The sequence below is a fragment of the Anaerocolumna sp. genome, assembly GCF_032079385.1.
Classification (GTDB): Bacteria; Bacillota; Clostridia; order Lachnospirales; family Lachnospiraceae; genus Anaerocolumna.
In genome coordinates, this window is the sequence record NZ_DAMAUC010000004.1 from 112,707 (window position 1) to 134,911 (window position 22,205).

The 22,205-nt window shown below is 36.7% G+C and carries 16 protein-coding genes; 10 read left to right on the forward strand and 6 right to left on the reverse strand.

Annotation, left to right across the window (positions count from 1 at the left end; translation table 11 throughout):
- Positions 1 to 379 precede the first annotated feature (379 nt).
- The 6 genes from RT261_RS05080 (at position 380) to RT261_RS05105 (ending at position 10,811) form a co-directional block, all read left to right on the forward strand.
- Positions 380 to 1,840, forward strand: a complete 1,461-nt coding sequence (locus RT261_RS05080; RefSeq protein WP_313130188.1) for a nicotinate phosphoribosyltransferase — start codon at positions 380 to 382, stop codon at positions 1,838 to 1,840.
- 116 nt (positions 1,841 to 1,956) lie between these two features.
- Positions 1,957 to 3,282, forward strand: a complete 1,326-nt coding sequence (locus RT261_RS05085; protein WP_313130191.1) for a M15 family metallopeptidase — start codon at positions 1,957 to 1,959, stop codon at positions 3,280 to 3,282.
- Between the two features lie 481 nt (positions 3,283 to 3,763).
- Positions 3,764 to 6,976, forward strand: a complete 3,213-nt coding sequence (gene ileS, locus RT261_RS05090) for an isoleucine--tRNA ligase (RefSeq protein ID WP_313130193.1) — start codon at positions 3,764 to 3,766, stop codon at positions 6,974 to 6,976.
- 266 nt (positions 6,977 to 7,242) lie between these two features.
- Entirely contained in the window at positions 7,243 to 7,920 is a 678-nt protein-coding gene (locus RT261_RS05095; RefSeq protein WP_313130194.1) for a GntR family transcriptional regulator, read from the forward strand.
- A 226-nt stretch (positions 7,921 to 8,146) separates the two neighbouring features.
- Entirely contained in the window at positions 8,147 to 9,337 is a 1,191-nt protein-coding gene (locus RT261_RS05100) for a YgeY family selenium metabolism-linked hydrolase (protein ID WP_313130489.1), read from the forward strand.
- 70 nt (positions 9,338 to 9,407) lie between these two features.
- Positions 9,408 to 10,811, forward strand: a complete 1,404-nt coding sequence (locus RT261_RS05105; protein WP_313130196.1) for an alanine/glycine:cation symporter family protein — start codon at positions 9,408 to 9,410, stop codon at positions 10,809 to 10,811.
- A 210-nt stretch (positions 10,812 to 11,021) separates the two neighbouring features.
- Here the strand turns inward: RT261_RS05105 and RT261_RS05110 are convergent, their stop codons facing one another.
- Complete coding sequence (locus RT261_RS05110) at positions 11,022 to 11,492, reverse strand: GNAT family N-acetyltransferase (protein WP_313130197.1); 471 nt, start codon at positions 11,490 to 11,492, stop codon at positions 11,022 to 11,024.
- 404 nt (positions 11,493 to 11,896) lie between these two features.
- On the opposite strand from RT261_RS05110, the gene RT261_RS05115 reads away from it, so the two are divergent.
- Both RT261_RS05115 and RT261_RS05120 read left to right on the forward strand, forming a co-directional pair.
- The gene (locus RT261_RS05115) at positions 11,897 to 14,374 is read left to right on the forward strand and encodes a glycogen/starch/alpha-glucan phosphorylase (protein ID WP_313130199.1); all 2,478 of its coding nucleotides are present in this window, start codon (positions 11,897 to 11,899) and stop codon (positions 14,372 to 14,374) included.
- Positions 14,375 to 14,587: 213 nt separating this feature from the next.
- Positions 14,588 to 15,475, forward strand: a complete 888-nt coding sequence (locus RT261_RS05120; protein WP_313130201.1) for a M23 family metallopeptidase — start codon at positions 14,588 to 14,590, stop codon at positions 15,473 to 15,475.
- A gap of 375 nt (positions 15,476 to 15,850) precedes the next feature.
- On the opposite strand, the gene RT261_RS05125 is transcribed toward RT261_RS05120, so the two are convergent.
- The 5 genes from RT261_RS05125 to RT261_RS05145 all read right to left on the reverse strand — a co-directional run bounded on the left by RT261_RS05125 (position 15,851) and on the right by RT261_RS05145 (position 21,140).
- The gene (locus tag RT261_RS05125; protein WP_313130203.1) at positions 15,851 to 17,593 is read right to left on the reverse strand and encodes an NADH-dependent [FeFe] hydrogenase, group A6; all 1,743 of its coding nucleotides are present in this window, start codon (positions 17,591 to 17,593) and stop codon (positions 15,851 to 15,853) included.
- Between the two features lie 156 nt (positions 17,594 to 17,749).
- Positions 17,750 to 19,537: an NADH-quinone oxidoreductase subunit NuoF gene (locus tag RT261_RS05130; RefSeq protein WP_313130206.1), complete on the reverse strand. Its 1,788-nt coding sequence runs from the start codon at positions 19,535 to 19,537 to the stop codon at positions 17,750 to 17,752.
- Positions 19,538 to 19,540: 3 nt separating this feature from the next.
- Positions 19,541 to 19,915: a (2Fe-2S) ferredoxin domain-containing protein gene (locus RT261_RS05135; RefSeq protein WP_313130209.1), complete on the reverse strand. Its 375-nt coding sequence runs from the start codon at positions 19,913 to 19,915 to the stop codon at positions 19,541 to 19,543.
- 155 nt (positions 19,916 to 20,070) lie between these two features.
- Positions 20,071 to 20,628: an ATP-binding protein gene (locus RT261_RS05140; protein WP_313130212.1), complete on the reverse strand. Its 558-nt coding sequence runs from the start codon at positions 20,626 to 20,628 to the stop codon at positions 20,071 to 20,073.
- A gap of 17 nt (positions 20,629 to 20,645) precedes the next feature.
- Positions 20,646 to 21,140 (reverse strand): NADH-quinone oxidoreductase subunit NuoE family protein, encoded by a 495-nt coding sequence (locus RT261_RS05145; RefSeq protein WP_313130215.1) that lies wholly within the window; start codon positions 21,138 to 21,140, stop codon positions 20,646 to 20,648.
- Positions 21,141 to 21,391: 251 nt separating this feature from the next.
- Here RT261_RS05145 and RT261_RS05150 point away from each other — a divergent pair, with 251 nt between their 5' ends.
- Together RT261_RS05150 and RT261_RS05155 are read left to right on the forward strand one after the other, a co-directional pair.
- A complete protein-coding gene (locus RT261_RS05150; RefSeq protein ID WP_313130217.1) occupies positions 21,392 to 21,745 on the forward strand; it encodes a hypothetical protein in 354 nt (117 codons plus the stop codon).
- Positions 21,742 to 22,164: an ATP-binding protein gene (locus RT261_RS05155; RefSeq protein ID WP_313130219.1), complete on the forward strand. Its 423-nt coding sequence runs from the start codon at positions 21,742 to 21,744 to the stop codon at positions 22,162 to 22,164. Before RT261_RS05150 ends, RT261_RS05155 begins: the two co-directional genes overlap by 4 nt.
- Positions 22,165 to 22,205 lie beyond the last annotated feature (41 nt).

A 22,205-nucleotide genomic window follows, 5' to 3' on the forward strand; every position in this document is an offset into this window, starting at 1 on the left:
GTGCCAAGATCATGAACACGCTTTAAGTTCATGATATAATAAAAACGGAATGAGGTATTTACATGCTTGCATGTAAATACCGATTGGAGTGCCAAGATCATGAACACGCTTTAAGTTCATGATATAATAAAAACGGAATGAGGCATTTGCATGCTTCTCCGCATATTTCAAGTGAAGTGTCAAGATTATGACATGTTTTTTGTTCATAGTATAATAGAATGGAATGAAAAGTATGCAAGTTTACTTGCATATTTCAAGTGGAAAGACAGGATTATGAACATGTTTATTGTTCATAATATAACAGAGTGAGAAAAGTGCAATACAACAAGCAAATGAGAAAGTCACAATGATTGAGAGTCCGAATCGAAGGAGTAGTAACATGGGAAAAGAAAACTTAACTTTATTAACTGATTTCTATGAATTAACAATGATGCAGGGTTATTTTAAAAACAATACCAATGATAGAGTAATTTTTGATGTTTTCTACCGAACCAATCCGTCAGACAGCGGTTATGCCATCTGCGCCGGTTTGGAGCAGGTTATTGAATATATAAAGAATCTTCATTTTGATGAGGAAGATATAACTTATTTAAGAAGTCTGAAGATATTTGATGAAGATTTTCTGAATTATTTGACTAAATTTCATTTTACGGGAGATATTTATGCAATTCCTGAAGGCACAGTTATTTTCCCTATGGAGCCTTTAGTTAAGGTTATTGCTCCTATTATGGAGGCGCAGTTAATTGAGACGGCGGTACTAAATATTATTAACCATCAGAGTCTGATTGCTACAAAAGCTTCCCGTGTATGTTATGCTGCACAAGGTGACGGGGTTATGGAATTTGGCCTTAGACGTGCCCAGGGACCGGATGCAGGTACATTAGGAGCAAGAGCAGCGGTGATTGGAGGCTGTATTGGTACCAGTAATGTATTATGTGCCAAATATTTTAATGTTCCGGCTCTTGGAACTCATGCTCACAGCTGGATTATGAGTTTTGAAGACGAATTAACAGCTTTCCGAATATATGCAGAGCTTTATCCAAGTAATGCAACACTTTTGGTAGATACTTATGATACTCTTCGTTCCGGCGTACCCAATGCAATTAAAGTATTCAAGGAATTAAAAGAGGCAGGTAGGATGCCAAAATTATATGGTATCCGTCTGGATAGCGGTGACTTGGCTTACCTTTCCAAACGGGCAAGAAAAATGCTGGATGAAGCGGGATTTACCGATGCTGCTATTGTAGCCTCCAGTGATTTGGATGAATATTTAATTGACTCATTAAAAACCCAAGGTGCGGCAATAAACTCCTGGGGTGTTGGTACAAATCTGATTACTTCAAAGGACTGTCCGGCTTTCGGCGGTGTCTATAAATTAGCTGCCATAGAAAAGGATGGTAGGTTTATTCCCAAGATTAAGCTATCTGAAAATCCATGGAAGATTACCAATCCGGGAGATAAAACCATATATCGTGTCTATGAAAAAGAAAGCGGAAAAGTAAAAGCGGATCTTATTGCATTAACATGTGAAAGTTACTCAGAAAATGAAACCTTGAGACTTTTTGATCCTGTAGCCACATGGAAGAAAACCAATCTTAAGGGTGGTTCTTATACATTAAGAGAACTTTTGGTTCCAATATTTATAAATGGAGAATGTGTATATACCTCTCCGTCAGTTATGGATATTAGAGCTTACTGCCAAAAAGAATTGGATACTTTATGGGATGAAACAAGGCGTTTGGTGAATCCTCACAATGTTTATGTGGATTTATCTATCGACCTTTATCAAATGAAGCATCAGTTGTTAAACAGCATTAATAATGAAAATGGACATAATTAAGAAGTGAAAATTATGTACTATTTTTTACATTTATGTAGATTTTTAGACTATGTGTGGTATAATATATTTAAAAATGGCCACATGTTGTTAGATGAATGATTGTTTGAGGTGCAACTATGAAGAGAAGAAAAAAAAGACTAATGAGAAGAGTAGTAATCGTGGGTGCTCCTGTTGCTATTATAATTACCTTATCTTATGCATCAATTGCGTTTCTGTCACAGGCCAGTGAAGCGACCTTTGCATATGAGCATTATTTTGATGATAAAGATTCTGATTCTAAATCAGAATATGATTATATAAACTCCCAAAATAAATCGGAGGATGACAACTTGGAGAAATCCAGAGAAGATGTGGTTTTTACCGTACCAGCTAAATTAGATACTACACCAGACAGTATTACAGCCCTTGTAAACAAGGAACTGTGTCTTCCGGCAGAGTATATTCCGGAAGATCTTGTAATACCTAATGTATATTTTAACTTTCAGTATTTTGATGAAAAAAAGCAAATGAGATCTGAGGCAGCAAAAGCATTGGAAGAGTTATTTGATGCTGCATCTAAAGAAAACATTATGCTTTGCGGTGTGTCCGGATATCGTTCTTACCAAAGACAATATGAGATATTTACCAATAATGTACGTACAAAAGGTATGGACCATACTTCCAAATATTCTGCTGTTCCAGGATATAGTGAACATCAGACCGGCTTATCCATAGATGTTTCATCAAAATCGGTAAACTACCGATTAGACAGTTCCTTTGGAGAAACTACGGAAGGAAAATGGTTGGCGGAAAATGCCCACCATTATGGTTACATAATACGTTTTCCGGAAGGAAAATCAAAAATTACGGGATATTCATATGAACCTTGGCACATACGATATGTAGGTAAAGATCTGGCAACATTTATTTATAAAAATGATTTAACTTTAGAAGAATATTATGGCTTCGAACCTTCTTTTGATTATTCTGATTCCATCAGCTATGATAATTTGGTGGACTATGGAATTGATTTAGATGATGTGAAGAAGAAACCTGTAGTAACTCCTGCAGTTCCTAAAAAAGAAGAGGAAAAAGAAGATACGGAAGCTGAAGACAAAGATAAAGAAAAGGACGATAAAGAAGAAGATTCCAAAACGGATAAGGATAAAAACAAGACCGATAAAGATAAGACGGATAAAGATAAAAACAATGGAAATAATACCGGCAAAGATGATATAAAAGACGGTTCCAAAGAAGATTCCAATAAGGATAAAGATAATACTGGCAAGGAAGAGGAAAGTGAAGATCCGAATTCCGGTCAGGAACCGGAAGAGGGAGAAAGCACAACTCCGTCTCCAACTCCTTCACCCGATCCCAATGGCGATCCAGAAGGAGGAACTGAGATTCCGGCAGATCCCAATGGAAATGAAATACTGGAACCAACGGTAACACCATTACCATAAGAATATGTTTTAATTGTTTAAAAATGTCATTGACAATTAGAAATTTCTATACTATCATAAACACAATACAAATTAAAAATCACAAAAACAGTGATGGAGACAGTAAGAATTTTTTAGCGAAAGGCAAAGCGAGTTAGAGAAGGTGAAAGTCTAACACAAGTAGCAGATTCTGAAAATCACTCCTAAGTTGTAAGCTGAAAATCCTGGGATAAGTAAGCTGCGCCGGTGTCCACCGTTATATGGAAGCATATTAAAACTTGATGTGGTCAAAACTGACAGCAGGCTCTTATATAAGGTATATTGGAGTCAGGTTAAACCACAAAGTACGTATGTAAATAGGTGGTACAATGAAGCAAACATGCTCTCATCCTGTTTATGGATGGGAGCTTTTTTAGTAGCAGTAACAGTGTTGCAGCTGCTGTGTTAAGCGATATTAGCTGCTAAAGTATTAGCGGATTGTATTATAAAAGGAGGTAATTCAATGTACAATAAAGTATCAACCAATTTAAACTTTGTTGAACGTGAGAAAGATGTTTTAAAGTTTTGGAAAGATAATGATATTTTCAAAAAAACAGTAGAAGAAAGAAAAAAAGGTAAGACTTATACCTTTTATGACGGACCGCCAACTGCCAATGGTAAGCCCCATATCGGTCATGTTTTAACAAGAGTCGTTAAGGACATTATCCCCAGATATAGAACTATGAAAGGCTATAATGTACTACGTAAAGCAGGCTGGGATACACATGGACTTCCGGTTGAACTGGAAGTGGAGAAGAAATTGGGTCTGGACGGAAAAGAGCAGATTGAAGCATATGGCCTGGCTCCATTTATTCATGAGTGTAAGGAAAGTGTATGGAAATACAAAGGTATGTGGGAAGACTTCTCCGGTACAGTAGGTTACTGGGCGGATATGGAGGATCCATATGTAACTTATGAAAATGACTTTATTGAATCCGAGTGGTGGGCTTTAAAGCAAATTTGGGAAAAGGGATTATTATATAAAGGCTTTAAGATTGTACCTTACTGCCCAAGATGTGGAACACCTTTATCCAGTCACGAAGTAGCACAAGGCTATAAAGATGTAAAAGAAAAATCAGCAATTGCTAAATTTAAAGTAAAAGGAGCAGACGACGAGTATATTCTAGCTTGGACAACTACTCCCTGGACACTTCCTTCTAACGTAGCACTTTGCGTAAACCCCAATGAAACTTACGTAAAAGCAGAGGTAAACTTAAACAGCAAGGGCAATATTATTAAAGCAGATAGTAAAGATGAAGATAAAGTATCTGTAAAGACTGAAAAGTATATCCTGGCAGAAGCCCTTCTATCCGTAATTGAAGGCGAGTATACCATAATTGAAACTTATGTAGGAACAGACTTGGAATACAAAGAATATGAGCCATTATTTGATTATGTTACACCGGATAAAAAAGCTTACTATGTAACTTGCGATACTTATGTAACTTTAACAGATGGTACTGGTGTAGTTCATATTGCACCTGCTTTCGGTCAAGACGATGCCAATGTTGGTAACAGATATGATCTGCCATTTGTACAACTGGTGGATGCAAAAGGCGAATTCAAACCGGAAGTAACTGATTTTGCAGGAATGTTCTGCAAAAAAGCCGATGAAGGCATCATGAAAAAGTTAAAAGAAAAAGGTTTGTTATTTAAGGTTTTAAAATTTGAGCATAGTTATCCACACTGCTGGAGATGCGATACTCCGTTAATCTATTATGCAAGAGATTCCTGGTTCATTAAGATGACAGCAGTCAAAGATGACCTAATTGCTAATAATAATACGATTAACTGGATGCCGGATACTATCGGAAAAGGACGTTTCGGTGACTGGATTAAGAATGTACAGGACTGGGGTATCAGCCGTGACCGTTACTGGGGTACGCCTTTAAATATTTGGGAATGTGAAGACGGACACAGACATGCAATCGGAAGCATAGCTGAATTAAAAGCCATGTCCGATAACTGTCCTGAGGATATTGAACTACACAGACCGTTTATTGATGAAGTTACCATCAAATGCCCGGAGTGCGGTAAGGAAATGCAAAGAGTAAAACCGGTTATTGACTGTTGGTTTGACTCCGGTTCCATGCCGTTTGCACAGTGGCATTATCCGTTTGAAAATAAAGAATTATTTGATGCTAATTTCCCAGCAGACTTTATTAGTGAAGCAGTTGACCAGACAAGAGGATGGTTCTACTCCTTATTGGCAATTTCCACACTGATTTTTAATAAGTCTTCCTTTAAGAATGTAATCGTTCTTGGTCACGTTCAGGATGAGAATGGACAGAAGATGTCTAAGTCCAAAGGGAATGCGGTAGATCCATTTGATGCATTGTCAGAGTACGGTGCTGACGCCATTCGCTGGTATTTCTCTATTAACAGTGCCTTGTGGCTTCCTAACCGTTTCTTCGGGGGTGCTGTAACAGAAGGCCAGAGGAAATTCATGGGAACCTTCTGGAACACTTATGCATTCTATGTGCTATATGCTAACATAGATGAATTTGATCCTACTAAATATACCTTAGATTACGATAAACTGCCCGTTATGGATAAATGGCTGCTATCTAAGTTAAATACCGTAGTTAAGACAGTGGATGAATATCTTGAAAATTATAAAATTACAGAGGGTGCCAGAGTACTTGACGATTTCGCTGATGAATTAAGTAACTGGTACGTAAGACGAAGCAGGGAGCGCTTCTGGGCAAAGGGAATGGAACAAGATAAGATCAATGCCTATATGACACTTTATACTGCTCTTGTTACATTGGCAAAAGTGTCTGCACCTTATATTCCGTTTATGACAGAGGATATTTATCGTAATTTAGTTTTAAACGTGGATAAAACTGCACCGGAAAGTATTCATTTATGTTTATATCCAACCTACAACGAAGCGCATATTGATAAAGAACTTGAAAAGAATATGGAAGAACTTCTTGAAATCGTTGTACTTGGACGTTCCTGCAGAAATACAGCCAATATTAAGAACAGACAGCCAATTGGAAATATGTATGTAAAATCTGATTTTATTTACACTGATGAAGCAGGAAACAGCGTAAAAGGATTACCTGCATTTTTTACTGAAATCATTGAAGATGAATTAAATGTAAAGAAGGTAACCTTTACTGATGATGTTAGAAACTTCACTTCCTACAGTTTTAAACCTCAGTTAAAAACTTTAGGGCCTAAGTTTGGTAAACATATCGGACAAATAAAACAAATCCTTGCTGAAGTAGATGGCAACAAAGCTATGGACGAAATTAATGCTACCGGAGGACTAAAAGTAGTATTAGAAGGAAATGAAGCGTTCCTGGAAAAAGATGATTTACTAATTGAAACTGCTCAGATGGAAGGCTTTATATCCGATTCTTATAATGGCGTTACTGTAGTTTTAGATACCCAGCTAAGTCCGGAACTTATTGAAGAAGGTTTTGTAAGAGAAATCATCAGTAAGATCCAGACTATGAGAAAAGATGCCGGTTTTGAAGTTATGGACCACATCGTAGTATCTCAGGCAGGAAATGATAAAATCAAGACCATTATGGAGAAAAATGCAGAAGAGATTAAATCGGAAGTAATGGCGGATGATATTGTTTTAGATAATGCAAAGGGATATACAAAAGAATGGAACTTAAACGGTGAGGATGTAACCCTTGGAGTAGAAAAAGTACAATAACTTTACATTATAGATCTTTAGATTTATCTTTATTCATTCTGAGTTTAAACATAAATTCAACAGAGTAGATAAATTCAGCTTTGTTGAATTTGTGCTCAGATGATAAAGGGTGAAACAATATCATAGATAAAGGATGACGCAATATCACAGCTTGACAAAGTATTACGCAATGATATAATAATATACAATAAATGGATATGACGTGGCTGCTTTTAATTTGCCATGTTTTATTTGGAAATTTGTTTTATTAAAAGGGGGAAGAGAAATTGCCAATTCCAAATAATAATGACTTCATACCTAGAGATTCAGCAAAGAGTAAGATATATCAGGTTATTTGCGATTGGATTGTTCATGGGGAGTTAAAACCGGGTGAAAAATTAAATGTCAGTGAATTGGCGGACCATTTTTCCGTAAGCCGGACGCCGGTTAGAGAGGCGTTGCTTATGCTGGAAACCCAGAAGTTAATAGAAGTTACTCCTGGAAAAGCCACTATTGTAACGGAGATTGATAAAAGCGATCTTGAAAAATGCTATTTACCGTTAGCAGAGATACAGGGTCTGGCAACAGAACTGGCATGCATAAAGATGACGGATGATAATTTCCGGAATCTGGAAGATATTTATACAGATTTTCTTAAAGCAAATGAGAATATGGATGTGGAAGCTGCCATATCATGTGATTCTGCATTTCATAAATTGATTTTGCATATTGCCGATAACGAATATATAACGGAATTCTCTCAAATGCTAATTATACATACGGAACGTATAAAATATCATTATTTTCAATTTGATACCATGAGAAAAACATCTGTAAAACAGCACCGTGAAATATTGGATGCAATTCGAGAAAGGGATTCTTTAAAAGCCTCTTCACTGATGAAATACCATTGGCGTTACGTTATGGAAAGAAGCTTGGAGAAAGTGGATGAAAGTAAAATATAAATTGCATTGTGAATAATAAACAAAAAAATATTGTTATAGAAGACTTTGTCGTTAATATTGACACAAGTCTTTTTTTTTGCTATAATCGCAATATGCAATACGCGATATATCGCATATCGCAAACGGAAAATAATTGACTAGAAAGGAGAAAATTAACACTAAGAGTATTTATCGGTATTCATTACCAGTAAACGTGAACAGAATATAAATATTACATCAGGAGGATATTTTTGTGTTGACAGAAAAAAGGAAAGAAGAAGTTGTTGAATTATGCCGCACACTTGTTAGGGAGAGAAGTTATTCAGGGGAAGAAGAAAATGTTTCTAAAAGATTACAGGAAGGATTTAAAAAATTTAAGTTTGACGAAATTATAGTAGATGATTACGGAAATACCATTGGGCATATTAAAGGGAAACGTCCGGGAAAAGCACTTTTATTTGACGGTCATATGGATACGGTACCGGTTAATAACAGGGAAGACTGGAAACATGATCCTTTTGCAGGAGAAATTGAGGATGGTAAAATATATGGAAGAGGTACTTCCGATATGAAAGGTGCATTGGCTGCCATGGCTTGTGCAGCCAGTTTTTTCGCAGAAGATACAGAGAAAGATTTTGCAGGTGATATCTATGTTGCAGGTGTAGTTCATGAAGAATGTTTTGAGGGTGTAGCAGCCAGGAAGATAAGTGAACTTACAAAGCCGGATTACGTAGTAATCGGCGAGGCCAGTGAATTAAATTTAAAAGTTGGACAACGGGGCCGGGCTGAAATAGTCATTGAAACTTTTGGAAAACCCGCACATTCAGCAAATCCTGAGAAAGGAATAAATGCAGTATATAAGATGGCAAACATAATATCCGCTGTTCAAGAACTTAAACCAAATTATCAAGAGAAGTTAGGATATGGTATTTTAGAATTGACAGATATTAAATCCAGTCCATACCCGGGAGCATCTGTAGTTCCGGAATATTGCAGAGCAACTTTTGACAGAAGGCTATTGGTAGGAGAAACGAAAGAAAGTGTACTTGTGCCAATACAGATGTTGCTGGAGGAATTAATGGCAGGAGATTCACAGCTGGATGCAAAAGTTTCTTATGCTGTAGGAAGCGAACGATGCTATACCGGGAATGATATAAAAGGTGAACGTTTCTTCCCGGGATGGTTATTTGATGAAAATGAAGAATATATACAGGATTGTTATTCGGAGCTGATTAAGAATGGTTATAATCCTAAGATAACTCAATATAATTTCTGCACTAATGCAAGTCATTACGCGGGAGAAGCGGGAATTCTGACCATAGGTATGGGGCCGTCACCGGAGAACCTTGCACATACCCTGGATGAGTATATTGAAATAAATCAATTAGTGGGGGCTGCTGATTGCTATTATGTTATTCTAAAGGCGTTAATGAAATAATGTTTTGTACCATTAATATACAGTTAGATTTTTACCAAGTATCTTAACTTATAAAAAGGAGATGGAATTTATGGGAACGTTTAGTGAGTTTTTGGGCTGGCTTAGTAGTATGCTTTGGGGTGCTCCTGTTTTAATACTTGTATTTTCAGTAGGATTATTGTATGCAATTAAAACTAAATTTCTTCAGATAAGATATTTTAAACATATAATGAAAAATACCCTTGGAGAGATATTTACAAAAAAGGGTGTGGGTGAGCACGGTACATTAACGCCTTTTCAAGCAGTTAGTACTGCACTTTCCGGATGTGTAGGAACTGCTAATATATCAGGTGTTGCAACTGCAATCTTTGTAGGAGGACCGGGAGCAGTATTTTGGATGTGGGTTATTTCCATTTTTGGAATGCTTACAAAATGCGTAGAAGTTACCCTTGCCCAATACTATCGTGTACAAGGGGAAGATGGTGTATATTATGGCGGACCTATGTATTACATAGAAAAAGGACTGGGGAAAAAGTGGAAGCCTTTAGCTGTATTATTTTCTCTTACCATAGTATTTGGTGGCCTTGGAACCGCAGCTTTTGTTCAGCCTTATGCAATGTCTAGTGCCATTAACAGTGCGTTTCATGTTCCAACATGGGTGACAGTAACTTTAGCTGCTGTCATATGCGGAATTGTACTAATTGGCGGCGTACAGGGTATTGGTAAGTTTTGCGAGAAATTAACACCGCTCATGTGTGTCCTGTATGTTGTTGCAGGAATCGGTGTGCTGTTATTCAATTTTAGAAATATTCCCGCAGCCTTTGGCATGATATTTACTTACGCCTTTAAGCCCTTTGCAGCTGTTGGCGGACTTGCCGGCAGTACAATGGCCTTAGCTGTAAGACAAGGGGCTGCACGTGGAACCTTCTCTAATGAGGCAGGTCTTGGATCTTCAGCGATAACCCATGCAACGGCTAAAACACCTCATCCTTTTAAAGAAGGTATGTATGGTTCATTGGAAGTATTTATTGACACCCTGGTTGTCTGTACCATTACAGCTTTGATCATATTATCAAGTAACGTGGAAATATGGCAAAGTGGCTTAAAAGATGTTCAATTAACGCAGGCAGCCTTTTCTAATGTTTATGGTTCCTTTGGAAGTGCGATAGTTACAATATGCCTTATGCTTTTTGCTTTTTCAACAATGGTAGGATGGGAGATGAATTACGAATCAGCCTTCTTTTATATATTTCCAAAGAAAACAAAAGCTGTTAAATTCCTATTAAGAATCATTTGGATCATTCCGGGATTCTTTACACTTGGAAAAACACCGGAGTTAATTTGGACCATTGTAGATGTTGTATCGGGTTTATGGTGTATTCCCAATGCAATAGCCTTATTGCTTTTAAGTGGTGTGTTTATGACTATATTTAAAGACTATAAGGCGAAATATATTGATAAGACAAAAGGAATAGATGAATCCATAGAAATATAATTAGATATGCTTAAGGCGTAGAAGATATTTCTTATGATTGAAGATTTTCAAATAAAACAATAAACCAAACTAGAATGTTTAATCAATTATGTCTTTTCAAGAAGTAGGAATTTAAAATTTAATTTATAATGAGGGGGGATTACAAACTCCCTCATTATAAACTTGATTTTAACATTTGTATCTTAAGAGATCCTATGGTTAGAAAATACCTTACACTTTAATCGTATATTCCATGGGTGTGTATCTAATACCATTTTTTATTTGTTCCACATCTAAACCCTGAAATCCCATTTTATAATAAAAAGGGATTCCGTAACGAGATGAATTTACTGTAATTTTATTAACGTCTTTATTCTTAAGCTCTTTTACTAAATTCTCAAATAGGGAGGTTGCAACACCTTTTCTATGATAATACTTATGTACAAATAGAAGTGATATATGATTCCGTATGCTTACGGACAGGACCCCCATTAGTCTTTTCTCATGAAATGCACCAAACATAATCTGATCCCCTGAATGGATACGATACTTAAACTCTTCACTATGAATGATTGAACTTTCAAAAGTTTTAATTCCTTCATCCGGATATTCAGGTGCTTCAAATTCTAAAAATACTTCCCACACCAGTGATAAAGCCTTATCAACTTCAGTCATCTCCAGTCTTCTAATAGGATAGTTCATTTCAATCCCCCTTCCCTAAATAAGATAACCCAATAACTTTCAATGGAAAGTGCACAGGAAGCTTCCCAAGGCTTGTATTCAATTTTAATCTAAGATATCACGATTAATATTTTATAGGGTTATATCAATTATATTTTAATGTTACTAATTAGAATACCATATAATTACAGAATAGAAAAGTAGAAATAAAATGAATTTCATATAATAATGAATATTAAAAATTTTAGAATCATAGGGTTGTAACTACTAAGGAGTCCTAAAAGAATAGATTTTTATAATATGCAAATAAGTTCTAAACTTGGATTGATAAATTAGTTGCTCTTGTAATATATAGAATAAATGGTATATAATGTTATTACTTGTGTAAGAAATTGTTTTTATGTATCGAACTTTGGAGGAATAAAATGATAGAGTCAAATAAAAAACAATTTAAGGAAGAGTTTAAAGGAAATATAATTGAATATGTTAAACTTTTTTATCGTAAAAATATAGACGAAGCAACGAATCAGCAATTATTTTATGCAGTAGCATTTTCTCTTAAGAATACCATTGTAGAGCAATGGATGGTTACTCATAAGGCATATGAAGAAAAAGATGTTAAAATGGTGTATTATCTCTCTATGGAGTTTTTGATGGGGAGAGCGCTGGGCAATAATATTATTAATTTAAAGGCGGAAAAAGCAGTAAGAGAAGCCCTTGAGGAATTAGGAATTAATTTGGAGGCTATAGAAGAGGAAGAAACAGATCCAGCCTTAGGTAATGGCGGGCTTGGAAGACTGGCGGCCTGCTTTTTAGATTCCCTGTCTACCTTGGGTTATCCTGCCTATGGATGCGGAATCCGCTATAAATATGGTATGTTTAAGCAAAAAATTGAGGATGGATACCAGGTAGAGGTTCCAGATTATTGGCTAAAGGAAGGTTATCCTTTTGAAATAAAGCGTCCTGAGTATGCAGAAGAAGTAAAGTTTGGCGGATATGTAAGGATGATTCGGGATGAACAGGGTAGAGATCGATTTATTCAGGAAAATTATCAATCCGTAAGAGCCGTTCCCTACGACATTCCAATTGTAGGTTATGGTAATAGTATAGTGAATACCTTGAGGATATGGGATGCGGAAGCCATTAATACCTTTAATCTAGACTCCTTTGATAAAGGAGATTATCAAAAGGCGGTGGAACAAGAAAACCTGGCCAGAACCATTTGTGAAGTTTTATATCCCAATGATAATCACTATGCAGGGAAAGAATTAAGATTAAAGCAGCAGTATTTCTTTGTTTCGGCAAGTATCCAGCGGGCAGTATCCAAATATATGGAAAGGCATGATGATATTAAAAAGCTTCCCGAGAAAGTATGTTTTCAGTTAAATGACACTCATCCCACCGTAACTGTGGCTGAGCTTATGCGTATTCTTCTAGATGAATACTGCTTGTCCTGGGAAGAAGCCTGGGAGGTTACGGGTAAGACTTGTGCTTATACCAATCATACCATAATGTCTGAGGCTTTGGAAAAATGGCCAATTGATTTATTCTCAAGGCTGCTTCCAAGAATTTATCAAATTATTGATGAAATTAACCGGCGCTTTGTTATGGATATAAAGAAAAGGTATCCGGGAGATGAGAGCAAAATTGAAAAAATGGCTATATTATATCAGGGCCAGATAAGGATGGCCAATCTTGCAATTGTAGCAAGTTTTTCAGTGAACGGAGTGGCAAGGCTTCATACGGAGATTCTAAAAAAACAGGAATTAAAGGATTTTTATGAAATGTTCCCAGAGCGTTTTAATAATAAAACTAATGGGATTACTCAAAGAAGGTTTCTCCTTCATGGGAATCCTCTATTGGCAGAATGGATTACGAGAAAAATCGGAGACCAGTGGATTTTGAATCTTTCCCATATAGAAAAGTTAACTGCTTTTACAGAGGATGAAACAAGTTTAAAAGAGTTTATGGACATTAAGCATTGCAATAAAGAAAGATTGGCAAGGTATATAAAAGAACATAATGGAATAGATATCGATATCAATTCAATTTTTGATATTCAGGTGAAAAGGCTTCATGAATATAAGCGGCAGCTGCTTAATATATTGCATGTGATGTATCTCTATAACCAACTTAAGAAGAATCCTGGGATGGAGTTTTATCCAAGAACTTTTATATTTGGAGCAAAGGCATCGGCGGGATATGAACGAGCTAAATCAATTATTAAACTGATTAACAGTGTGGGAGCTGTTATTAATGAGGATGCTTCTATTGGAAACAAGATAAAGGTGGTATTCATAGAAAACTATCGTGTATCCAATGCAGAGCTGTTATTTGCGGCAGCAGATGTATCTGAACAGATTTCTACCGCCAGCAAAGAGGCCTCTGGAACCGGCAATATGAAGTTTATGTTAAATGGTGCAATCACCATAGGAACTATGGACGGAGCAAATGTAGAAATTGTAGAAGAAGCAGGAGGGGAAAATGCATTTATATTTGGTCTAAGTTCGGATGAAGTAATTAATTATGAAAATAATGGAGGATATAATCCTCAGGATATTTATTATAGTGATTTGGATATAAAAGAAGTGTTAGACCAATTGATAAATGGTTTTTATGCTCCTGAAAAACCAAATTTATTTAAGAATATATATGATTCTCTATTATATTCTAATGGATATGAAAAAGCAGATCCGTATTTTATATTAAAAGATTTTAGAGCATATGAAGTGGCCCAGAAGAAAGTATCGGAAGCTTATCAGGATAAACAAAGATGGGCGAAATCAGCTCTTTTAAATACTGCCAAGTGTGGAAAGTTCTCTTCGGACCGTACCATAGAAGAGTATGTAAGAGATATATGGCACCTGAAAAAGGTAGGTATAAATGAGCAAAGAGGGGTCTGAAAATGCTATTTCAAATTCTAATAAGATACTGTTAAAAATAAAATTATTTTCAAAAAAATAAATATTTATGAATTAGCATTTGGACCAGTATTTCAGCCTATTTGAGAGGGTTGAAAAAAAATTAGTAAAATAATTAGAAAGTTGTCAAAGGAAGATTGACAACAATGAATAAAAGTATCATTTCTGGTGAAAATATACCTAGAGGTGATAACAATGAAAAAACACAACTTAGCTGAATTTTTTAAAAGCAAAAGTTTTTATGCGTTATTATGTGTTGGTGCATTAGCAATCGTAACAATTGCAATGGTGGGACTGAATCGAACATCTGAGAAAAACAAAAATCAAAACTTGGTGGATTTAAATGAACCAATTATTTCAGATGTGGCTGATGGAGAAAATAATAGTAACCAAGATGCAAATCAACCAAACAATAATAACACAAATCCATCCGAAGTTGCTAATAATACAGGTAATGGACAGATGGAAGTAGCAGAAGGAGATTCTGAAACACCCCTTACAGATGGCAGCCTTCTGGAATTTGATGTATATGAAGAACCCCAAAAAACTGCTTCAGATGAAACAGCAGCAACAAAAGAGAATACAGAAAGTTCTGCTACACAATCAAATACTGCTGAAACCGAAAAACCAGAAGAAGTAAAAGCGGTTATGCAGCCGGCTACATTAAACTTTAAAGCTGATAATGGTTTATTATGGCCTGTTACAGGTAATGTTATTATGAATTATAGCATGGATAGGGTAATTTATTTTGAAACTTTGGCACAGTTTAAAACGAACCCTGCCATAATTATTGATGCTGAAGTTGGTACAGAGGTACTTAGTGCTGCCAAAGGTAAAATAACCTCTATTACTAACGAAGATGAAACTGGTTTAACAGTGACTGCATCTATCGGAAATGGTTACAGTTTAGTATATGGGCAGTTAGAAGATGTTACAGTGAATGTAGGAGATATTATTGAAGAAGGTAAAGTATTAGGAAAAGTTGCAGAACCTTCCATATATTACTCTGTAGAAGGCAGTAATTTATATTTCCAAGTATTAAAAGACGATGAGACTATGAATCCAATGGCATTACTTAGATAATTCGAAAGATTCACTAAAAAAGTCTGTTATTATTATTCTAGTGCTTTAAATGCATTATCTAGATAGTTTTCACGGACTTTTTTTGTTGCCAAAAAAGTTCTCTGTAACCATTTGGGATATTTGGAATATGATGATAGTAATTAATATATGGAATAAGAGTAGTACATATCTAAAAAATTCGCAGCCGAATCTCTTATACCATATATATTTTCTTTGGCAATATACAAGTTTTATTCGGGTGCTTGACATAGATATGATCAAAAAATGGGCAAATAAGATGTAAGTCTTATTCGCCCGTTTTTTGCTTAAGGATTACAAATATATTGGTAAAGTTGAAAAGATTTCAACTTTTAAAAAGCATGGATATATAGATGCCTAGTTTACACTTCTCTTTACATAACTTGTGTGTAATATCTCATGGGCCTTATGGCTGCCCGGTTCACCAAAGTAGGTATCGTATAATTCTTTGATAGCCGGATTATCATGGGATTTTCTAAGTGGCATGTTAGAATCCAAATCATATAACACTTTGGCACGAAGGGATCTAACATCTGTAAAGTTTCTGACATTTGCAGGAACCTGAGGCATACCGCCGCCGTTTACACAACCGCCCGGACAGCCCATGATTTCAATAAAGTGATAATCTGCTTCTCCATTTTTCACTTTGGTCAATAATTCTTTGGCATTCTTGAGTCCAGAGGCTACAGCAACTTTCACATCCATTCCTGCCACGTGGTAAGTAGCTTCTTTTATACCTTTTGTTCCTCTGACTTCAGTAAAATCTACTTGTGCCAACTCCTCACCGGTTAAGGTTTCTACCGCAGTTCTTAGCGCTGCCTCCATAACACCGCCGGTTGCACCGAATATAACTGCAGCACCGGTTGAAATGCCAAGAGGAGAATCAAATTCTTCATCTGGCAGTGAATTAAAGTCAAGACCCACACGTTCAATCATTCTGCCTAATTCCCGAACAGTTAAAGATACATCTACATCAGGAACACCTGCTGCATCCTGATCAAGGCGTCCGATTTCAAACTTTTTAGCAGTACATGGCATAATTGCCACCATGAAGATATCTTTTGGATTAATACCCATTTTCTCTGCATAATAGGTTTTAGTAGTAGCACCAAACATTTGCATAGGTGATTTACAAGTGGATAAATTATCTGTCATATCAGGGAAATAATGCTCACAATACTTAATCCACCCAGGAGAACAGGAGGTAACCATTGGAAGGGTTCCGCCATTTTGAACTCTCTCAATAAATTCATGAGCTTCTTCCATAATAGTAAGGTCAGCTGCAAGGTCCGTATCGAATACTTTATCAAATCCCAGACGGCGTAGGGCAGCTACCATTTTTCCTTCTACGTTGGTTCCAATAGGAAGGCCGAATGCTTCTCCAAGTCCGGCTCTTACAGAAGGAGCGGTTTGAACGATTACATATTTCTTTGGATCAGCAATAGCCTGAAATACTTCTTCTGTATTATCTTTTTCAGAGATTGCACCGGTAGGACAGACTGCAATACATTGTCCGCAGGAAACACAACTGGTTTCTCCAAGACCCATATCAAAGGCAGAAGAAATAACTGTTTTGAATCCACGCTCATTAGGGCCGATTACACCAACAGCCTGAGTTTTCTCACATACTGCGGAGCAACGTCTGCACAGAATACATTTGTTGTTATCGCGATACATATGTGCAGCAGATTCATCTAATTCATAGAGGGTTCTTTCGCCGTCATATAATCCTTCATCCTCAACCTTAAGATCTTTACATAGTTTTTGTAATTCACAATTTCCGCTTCTAACGCAGGAAAGACATTTTCTATCATGATTGGATAAGATTAATTCCAAAGTTCTTTTTCTGGAGCTTAATACTTTTGGAGTATTCGTCCATACTTCCATACCCTCATTAACTGGGTATACACAAGATGCTACAAGACTTCTTGCGCCTTTTACTTCTACAACACAGATACGGCATGCACCGATTTCGTTAATCTCCTTTAAGAAACAAAGGGTAGGAATATCTATATGAGCATATCTGGCTGCTTCCAATATGGTGGAACCTTTTGGTGCAGCTATGTCCATGCCGTTTATTTTAATATTTACCGTCTCCATATATACCTCTTTTCTATTTGATAATCTTAATAATGCAACGAAATATTATTATTGAGAAATCAAAAATCATGTCACTAACTTATAAGGATATTTTTAATAGTTGGTGGCTTAAGAGAATTCTCTCAATACAAACACCGCGTAAATCCTAAATTCAAGTTACTTCTTGGAAATAGCACCAAAACGGCATTTTTCCACACATGCACCGCATTTCACGCATTTATCCTGATGAATCATATGTGCTTCTTTTACTGTTCCTTCAATTGCACCATTCGGACAGACTCTGGCACATAAAGTACAGCCTTTACATTTATCTGCATCAATGACATAAGATAATAATGCTTTACAGACTCCGGCAGGACATTTTTTATCTACCACGTGAGCTACGTACTCATCTCTGAAGTAACGAAGAGTGGATAATACAGGGTTTGGAGCTGTTTGGCCTAAACCGCAAAGAGAGTTCTCTTTTATATGATAACAAAGTTCTTCCAGTTTATCCAAATCTTCTAAAGTTCCCTGACCTTTTGTTATTTTATCAAGAATTTCATATAAACGTTTGGTTCCGATTCGGCATGGAGTACATTTACCACAGGATTCATCTACGGTAAACTCTAAGAAAAACTTAGCAATATCAACCATACAGTTGTCTTCATCCATTACAATAAGTCCGCCGGATCCCATCATGGAACCAATGCTGATTAAGTTATCGTAATCAATAGGAATGTCAAAGTGTTCTGTAGGGATACATCCGCCGGAGGGTCCGCCGGTCTGAGCTGCTTTGAATTTCTTGCCGTTTGGTATTCCGCCGCCGATATCTTCAATTACTTCACGAAGAGTGGTACCCATAGGGATTTCAACAAGACCTGTATTTTTAATTTTTCCGCCAAGTGCAAATACTTTGGTTCCTTTGGATTTCTCAGTACCCATAGAAGAGAACCATTCGGGTCCATGTAAAATAATTGGTGGAATATTTGCATAAGTTTCTACGTTATTTAAGATAGTTGGTTTTCCAAAGAGACCTTTTTGAGCAGGGAATGGAGGACGAGGACGAGGCTCACCCCGATTACCTTCAATAGAAGTCATAAGGGCCGTTTCTTCACCGCAAACGAAAGCACCGGCACCAAGTCTTAATCCAATATCAAAATTAAAACCGCTTCCAAAGATGTCGTTTCCTAAAAGCCCATATTCTCTTGCTTGATTAATAGCTATTTTCAGACGCTCTACTGCAATTGGATATTCAGCACGTACGTAAATATATCCTTGAGAAGCACCGATAGCATAACCAGCAATAGCCATTGCTTCCAGTACTACATGAGGATCGCCTTCTAGTACGGAACGGTCCATGAATGCACCGGGATCCCCTTCATCGGCATTACAGCATACATATTTTTGATCTGCATCGTTTCCTTTTGCAAGTTTCCACTTTAAGCCGGTAGGAAAACCGCCGCCTCCACGACCGCGAAGTCCGCTATCTAGAAGACTCTGAATTACCTGATCAGGAGTATATTCGGTTAATACCTTACCTAAGGCTTCATAACCACCGGTTCCAATGTACTCTTCGATACATTCCGGGTTAATAATACCGCAATTTCGAAGTGCAATTCTATGTTGTTTTTTATAAAAATCAGTTTCATTTAAAGATTTAATGCCATCATCTGTGATTGTTTCATCATATACCAGGCGGGATACTACTCTACCCTTTAGCAGGTGTTCAGAAACAATCTCAGGAATATCTTCTTCCTTTACCATGGAGTAAAAAGTTGCTTCCGGATATACTAACATGATGGGACCTAATGCACATAGACCATGGCAGCCGGTTTGAACAACACAAACTTCTTTTTCCAGTCCTTGTTTTTCAATTTCTGTTTGCAGAGCTTCCATAATCTTTACACTTCCGGAGGAAGTACAGCCGGTACCACCACAAACTAAAACGTGTGAACGATACATAAATTACAGCCTCCCTTCGGAACTTATGGTGTATTTGCTTACTACCTGACCACGGATTAAGTGTTGCTCAACAACCTCCAGTGCTTTTTCAGGAGTCATTTTTACATAAGTTACTTTATCTTTTCCAGGTTCCATTACTTCCACAATTGGTTCATATTGACATAAACCGATACAACCGGTTTGGGTGACAGCAATATTTGATAAATGCTTTGATTGAACAGCATCAGATAGTGCAGTTAATACCGGTCTGGCACCGCTTGCTATACCGCAGGTAGCCATGCCCACAACCACTCTGGTTTTCTCAGTATCTTCTGATCTTAAACCAATTTGGCCTTGCATCTTCTCTCTGATGGCTTTTAACTCTTCCAGAGTTTTCATATATCTTCTTCCTCCTTTTAAATTAAGATTTAAAATTCGACCGAACTGTTAAATCTTTGACAATCCCGAGTAAAATAATAGGAATTATATAATATTCAATTTTGATTAATGATCAATCCTTATATCTTAACAATTCATATACATACCATGTCTTTCTAAATGTATTGTCCCTGGTCAACCTCATCTTTATGATCCTGAAGATACTCTTTGATAAAATTAGATACCTCCGGTTCCTGAAAAGAAATATCCCCTAGTACTTCCCGAAAATCTTCTGTATCCAGAGTAAAACAACGCTCATCAACGCTGTAAGAGTAACTAAAATGAATGTTATCATTACAGGTAATCAGTGAAAGCATTGTACTGGTTATATCGCCAAGGGGCATCCTGTCAATATGTGATAACACAAAGATAGCGGTAACTTCCGTACCTTTTCCCGTTTCAGACACAATAGTAAAGGTTCCGCCGGTCATTTCTGCTCCATTTTTAAAAAATGGCACACCAAGACCGATTGATCTTGTGGTCCTTGTAGTGTAAAAAGGATCATCCACTTTTGCCAATTGACTGTCCGTCATCCCATAACCGTTATCCGATATCACAATCTTTAAAGAATCCTCTTTATGATTTGCCTTGATATCTATTCTTATATGAGATGCACCTGCCCGAATGGAATTTTGGGCAACGTCTAATACATTAAGAGAAATTTCCGTCATCATAATATGGTATGTAGCTCCTATTCATATTTTGCTAAAATACCTTTTATATCATCAACAGTTAATCTTCCGTACACATCATCATTTACAGTAAGTACAGGAGCCAAACCGCAAGCACCGATACAACGGCATGCTTCTAAAGAGAATTTACCGTCAGGTGTACATTCGCCGCCTTCGATATGCAATAATTCCATCAATTTAGAATAGATATCTCCTGAACCCTTTACATAACAAGCAGTTCCCAGACAGACAGATATTTTATATTTGCCCTTTGGATTTAATGAAAATTGAGAGTAAAACGTAACAATACCATAAATTTTTTCTAATGGTATATCAAGTTCATTGGAAATCATGGTTTGAACTTCAATTGGAAGATAACCATATATATTTTGTGCTGCCTGTAATATTGGCATTAATGCACCTTCGTCATTCTCATGTTTTTTAATGACTTTGAGAAGTTCCGCTTCTTGCTCTTTCGTTCCTGCAAAAGGGACAGTTTTTTTCTTGGAACCCATCTTTTAACCTCCTTCAATTCACTACTAAGTTTGTAATGTAAATTCTAGCCGAACTAAGTATAGCATGATATTGATAAAAAATCCACAATATTTTAGAAAATCCACAAAAATTAATACATATATAAGAGATAATATCGAAATTTGAAAACAAGGAATACCAGTTGAAAATTAAAAATAGCAATGTTATACTAAATTTAAATAGAAAGGGTATTAAATTTGTAACCATTGTATATAAGGAGGAAACCTATCCCATGACCGTAAATGATGTAAAATCTATATTAGGGGCACGTATTATTTCCGGTGAAGAACATTTAGAGAAAGAAGTTCACACCGCCTGCGGGTCTGATATGATGAGTGATGTTCTGGCATTTAATAAAGACCAGTCGGTACTATTAACGGGTCTGTGCAATATGCAGGCCATCCGTACTGCAGAGATGATGGATATCGTATGTATTGTATTTGTTCGGGGAAAAGTGCCCGATGAAGGTATGATTGCATTAGCCCGTGAAAGGGGAATTGCCTTATTATCTACCGGTCATAGGATGTTTTCTGCTTGTGGCCTTCTGTATGAAAAAGGCTTACGTGGAGGTGCAACATACCGTTGAGTGATAAAATAGTCTTAACCTATCAAGTTTCTGCTGATGATTTTACAAGAGCAGGAGAAGCTTCCAGTGATGTAAAAAGTAAATTAAAGAAAATGGGCGTTAAGCCCGAAATTGTACGCAAGGTTGCAATTGCCATGTACGAAGGAGAAATTAATATGGTGATTCATGCAAATGGCGGAAGTATTGATGTTATCATATCTCCAACAGAAATCTGCATGGTTTTGGAAGATAAAGGACCTGGAATTGAAGATATAGATAAAGCGATGCAGGCAGGCTATTCTACAGCTCCGGATAATATTCGTTCCCTTGGATTTGGAGCCGGTATGGGATTGCCAAATATGAAGAAATATTCTGATGACATGCAGATAGACTCCGAAATGGGGGTAGGTACCAAAGTCACTATGAAGGTATTTCTGTAGAAAGAGTATTCTACGTTGCAGAGAAAGTAATGGAACAAAGG

Coding starts and splice junctions, on each gene's coding strand:
- RT261_RS05130 (WP_313130206.1), bottom strand. CDS start 19,537: ATGTATCGTTCACACGTTTTAGTTTGTGGTGGTACCGGCTGTACTTCC.
- RT261_RS05105 (WP_313130196.1), top strand. CDS start 9,408: ATGGGAACGTTTAGTGAGTTTTTGGGCTGGCTTAGTAGTATGCTTTGG.
- RT261_RS05135 (WP_313130209.1), bottom strand. CDS start 19,915: ATGAAAACTCTGGAAGAGTTAAAAGCCATCAGAGAGAAGATGCAAGGC.
- RT261_RS05120 (WP_313130201.1), top strand. CDS start 14,588: ATGAAAAAACACAACTTAGCTGAATTTTTTAAAAGCAAAAGTTTTTAT.
- RT261_RS05140 (WP_313130212.1), bottom strand. CDS start 20,628: ATGATGACGGAAATTTCTCTTAATGTATTAGACGTTGCCCAAAATTCC.
- RT261_RS05080 (WP_313130188.1), top strand. CDS start 380: ATGGGAAAAGAAAACTTAACTTTATTAACTGATTTCTATGAATTAACA.
- RT261_RS05085 (WP_313130191.1), top strand. CDS start 1,957: ATGAAGAGAAGAAAAAAAAGACTAATGAGAAGAGTAGTAATCGTGGGT.
- RT261_RS05145 (WP_313130215.1), bottom strand. CDS start 21,140: ATGGGTTCCAAGAAAAAAACTGTCCCTTTTGCAGGAACGAAAGAGCAA.
- RT261_RS05125 (WP_313130203.1), bottom strand. CDS start 17,593: ATGGAGACGGTAAATATTAAAATAAACGGCATGGACATAGCTGCACCA.
- ileS (WP_313130193.1), top strand. CDS start 3,764: ATGTACAATAAAGTATCAACCAATTTAAACTTTGTTGAACGTGAGAAA.
- RT261_RS05110 (WP_313130197.1), bottom strand. CDS start 11,492: ATGAACTATCCTATTAGAAGACTGGAGATGACTGAAGTTGATAAGGCT.
- RT261_RS05150 (WP_313130217.1), top strand. CDS start 21,392: ATGACCGTAAATGATGTAAAATCTATATTAGGGGCACGTATTATTTCC.
- RT261_RS05115 (WP_313130199.1), top strand. CDS start 11,897: ATGATAGAGTCAAATAAAAAACAATTTAAGGAAGAGTTTAAAGGAAAT.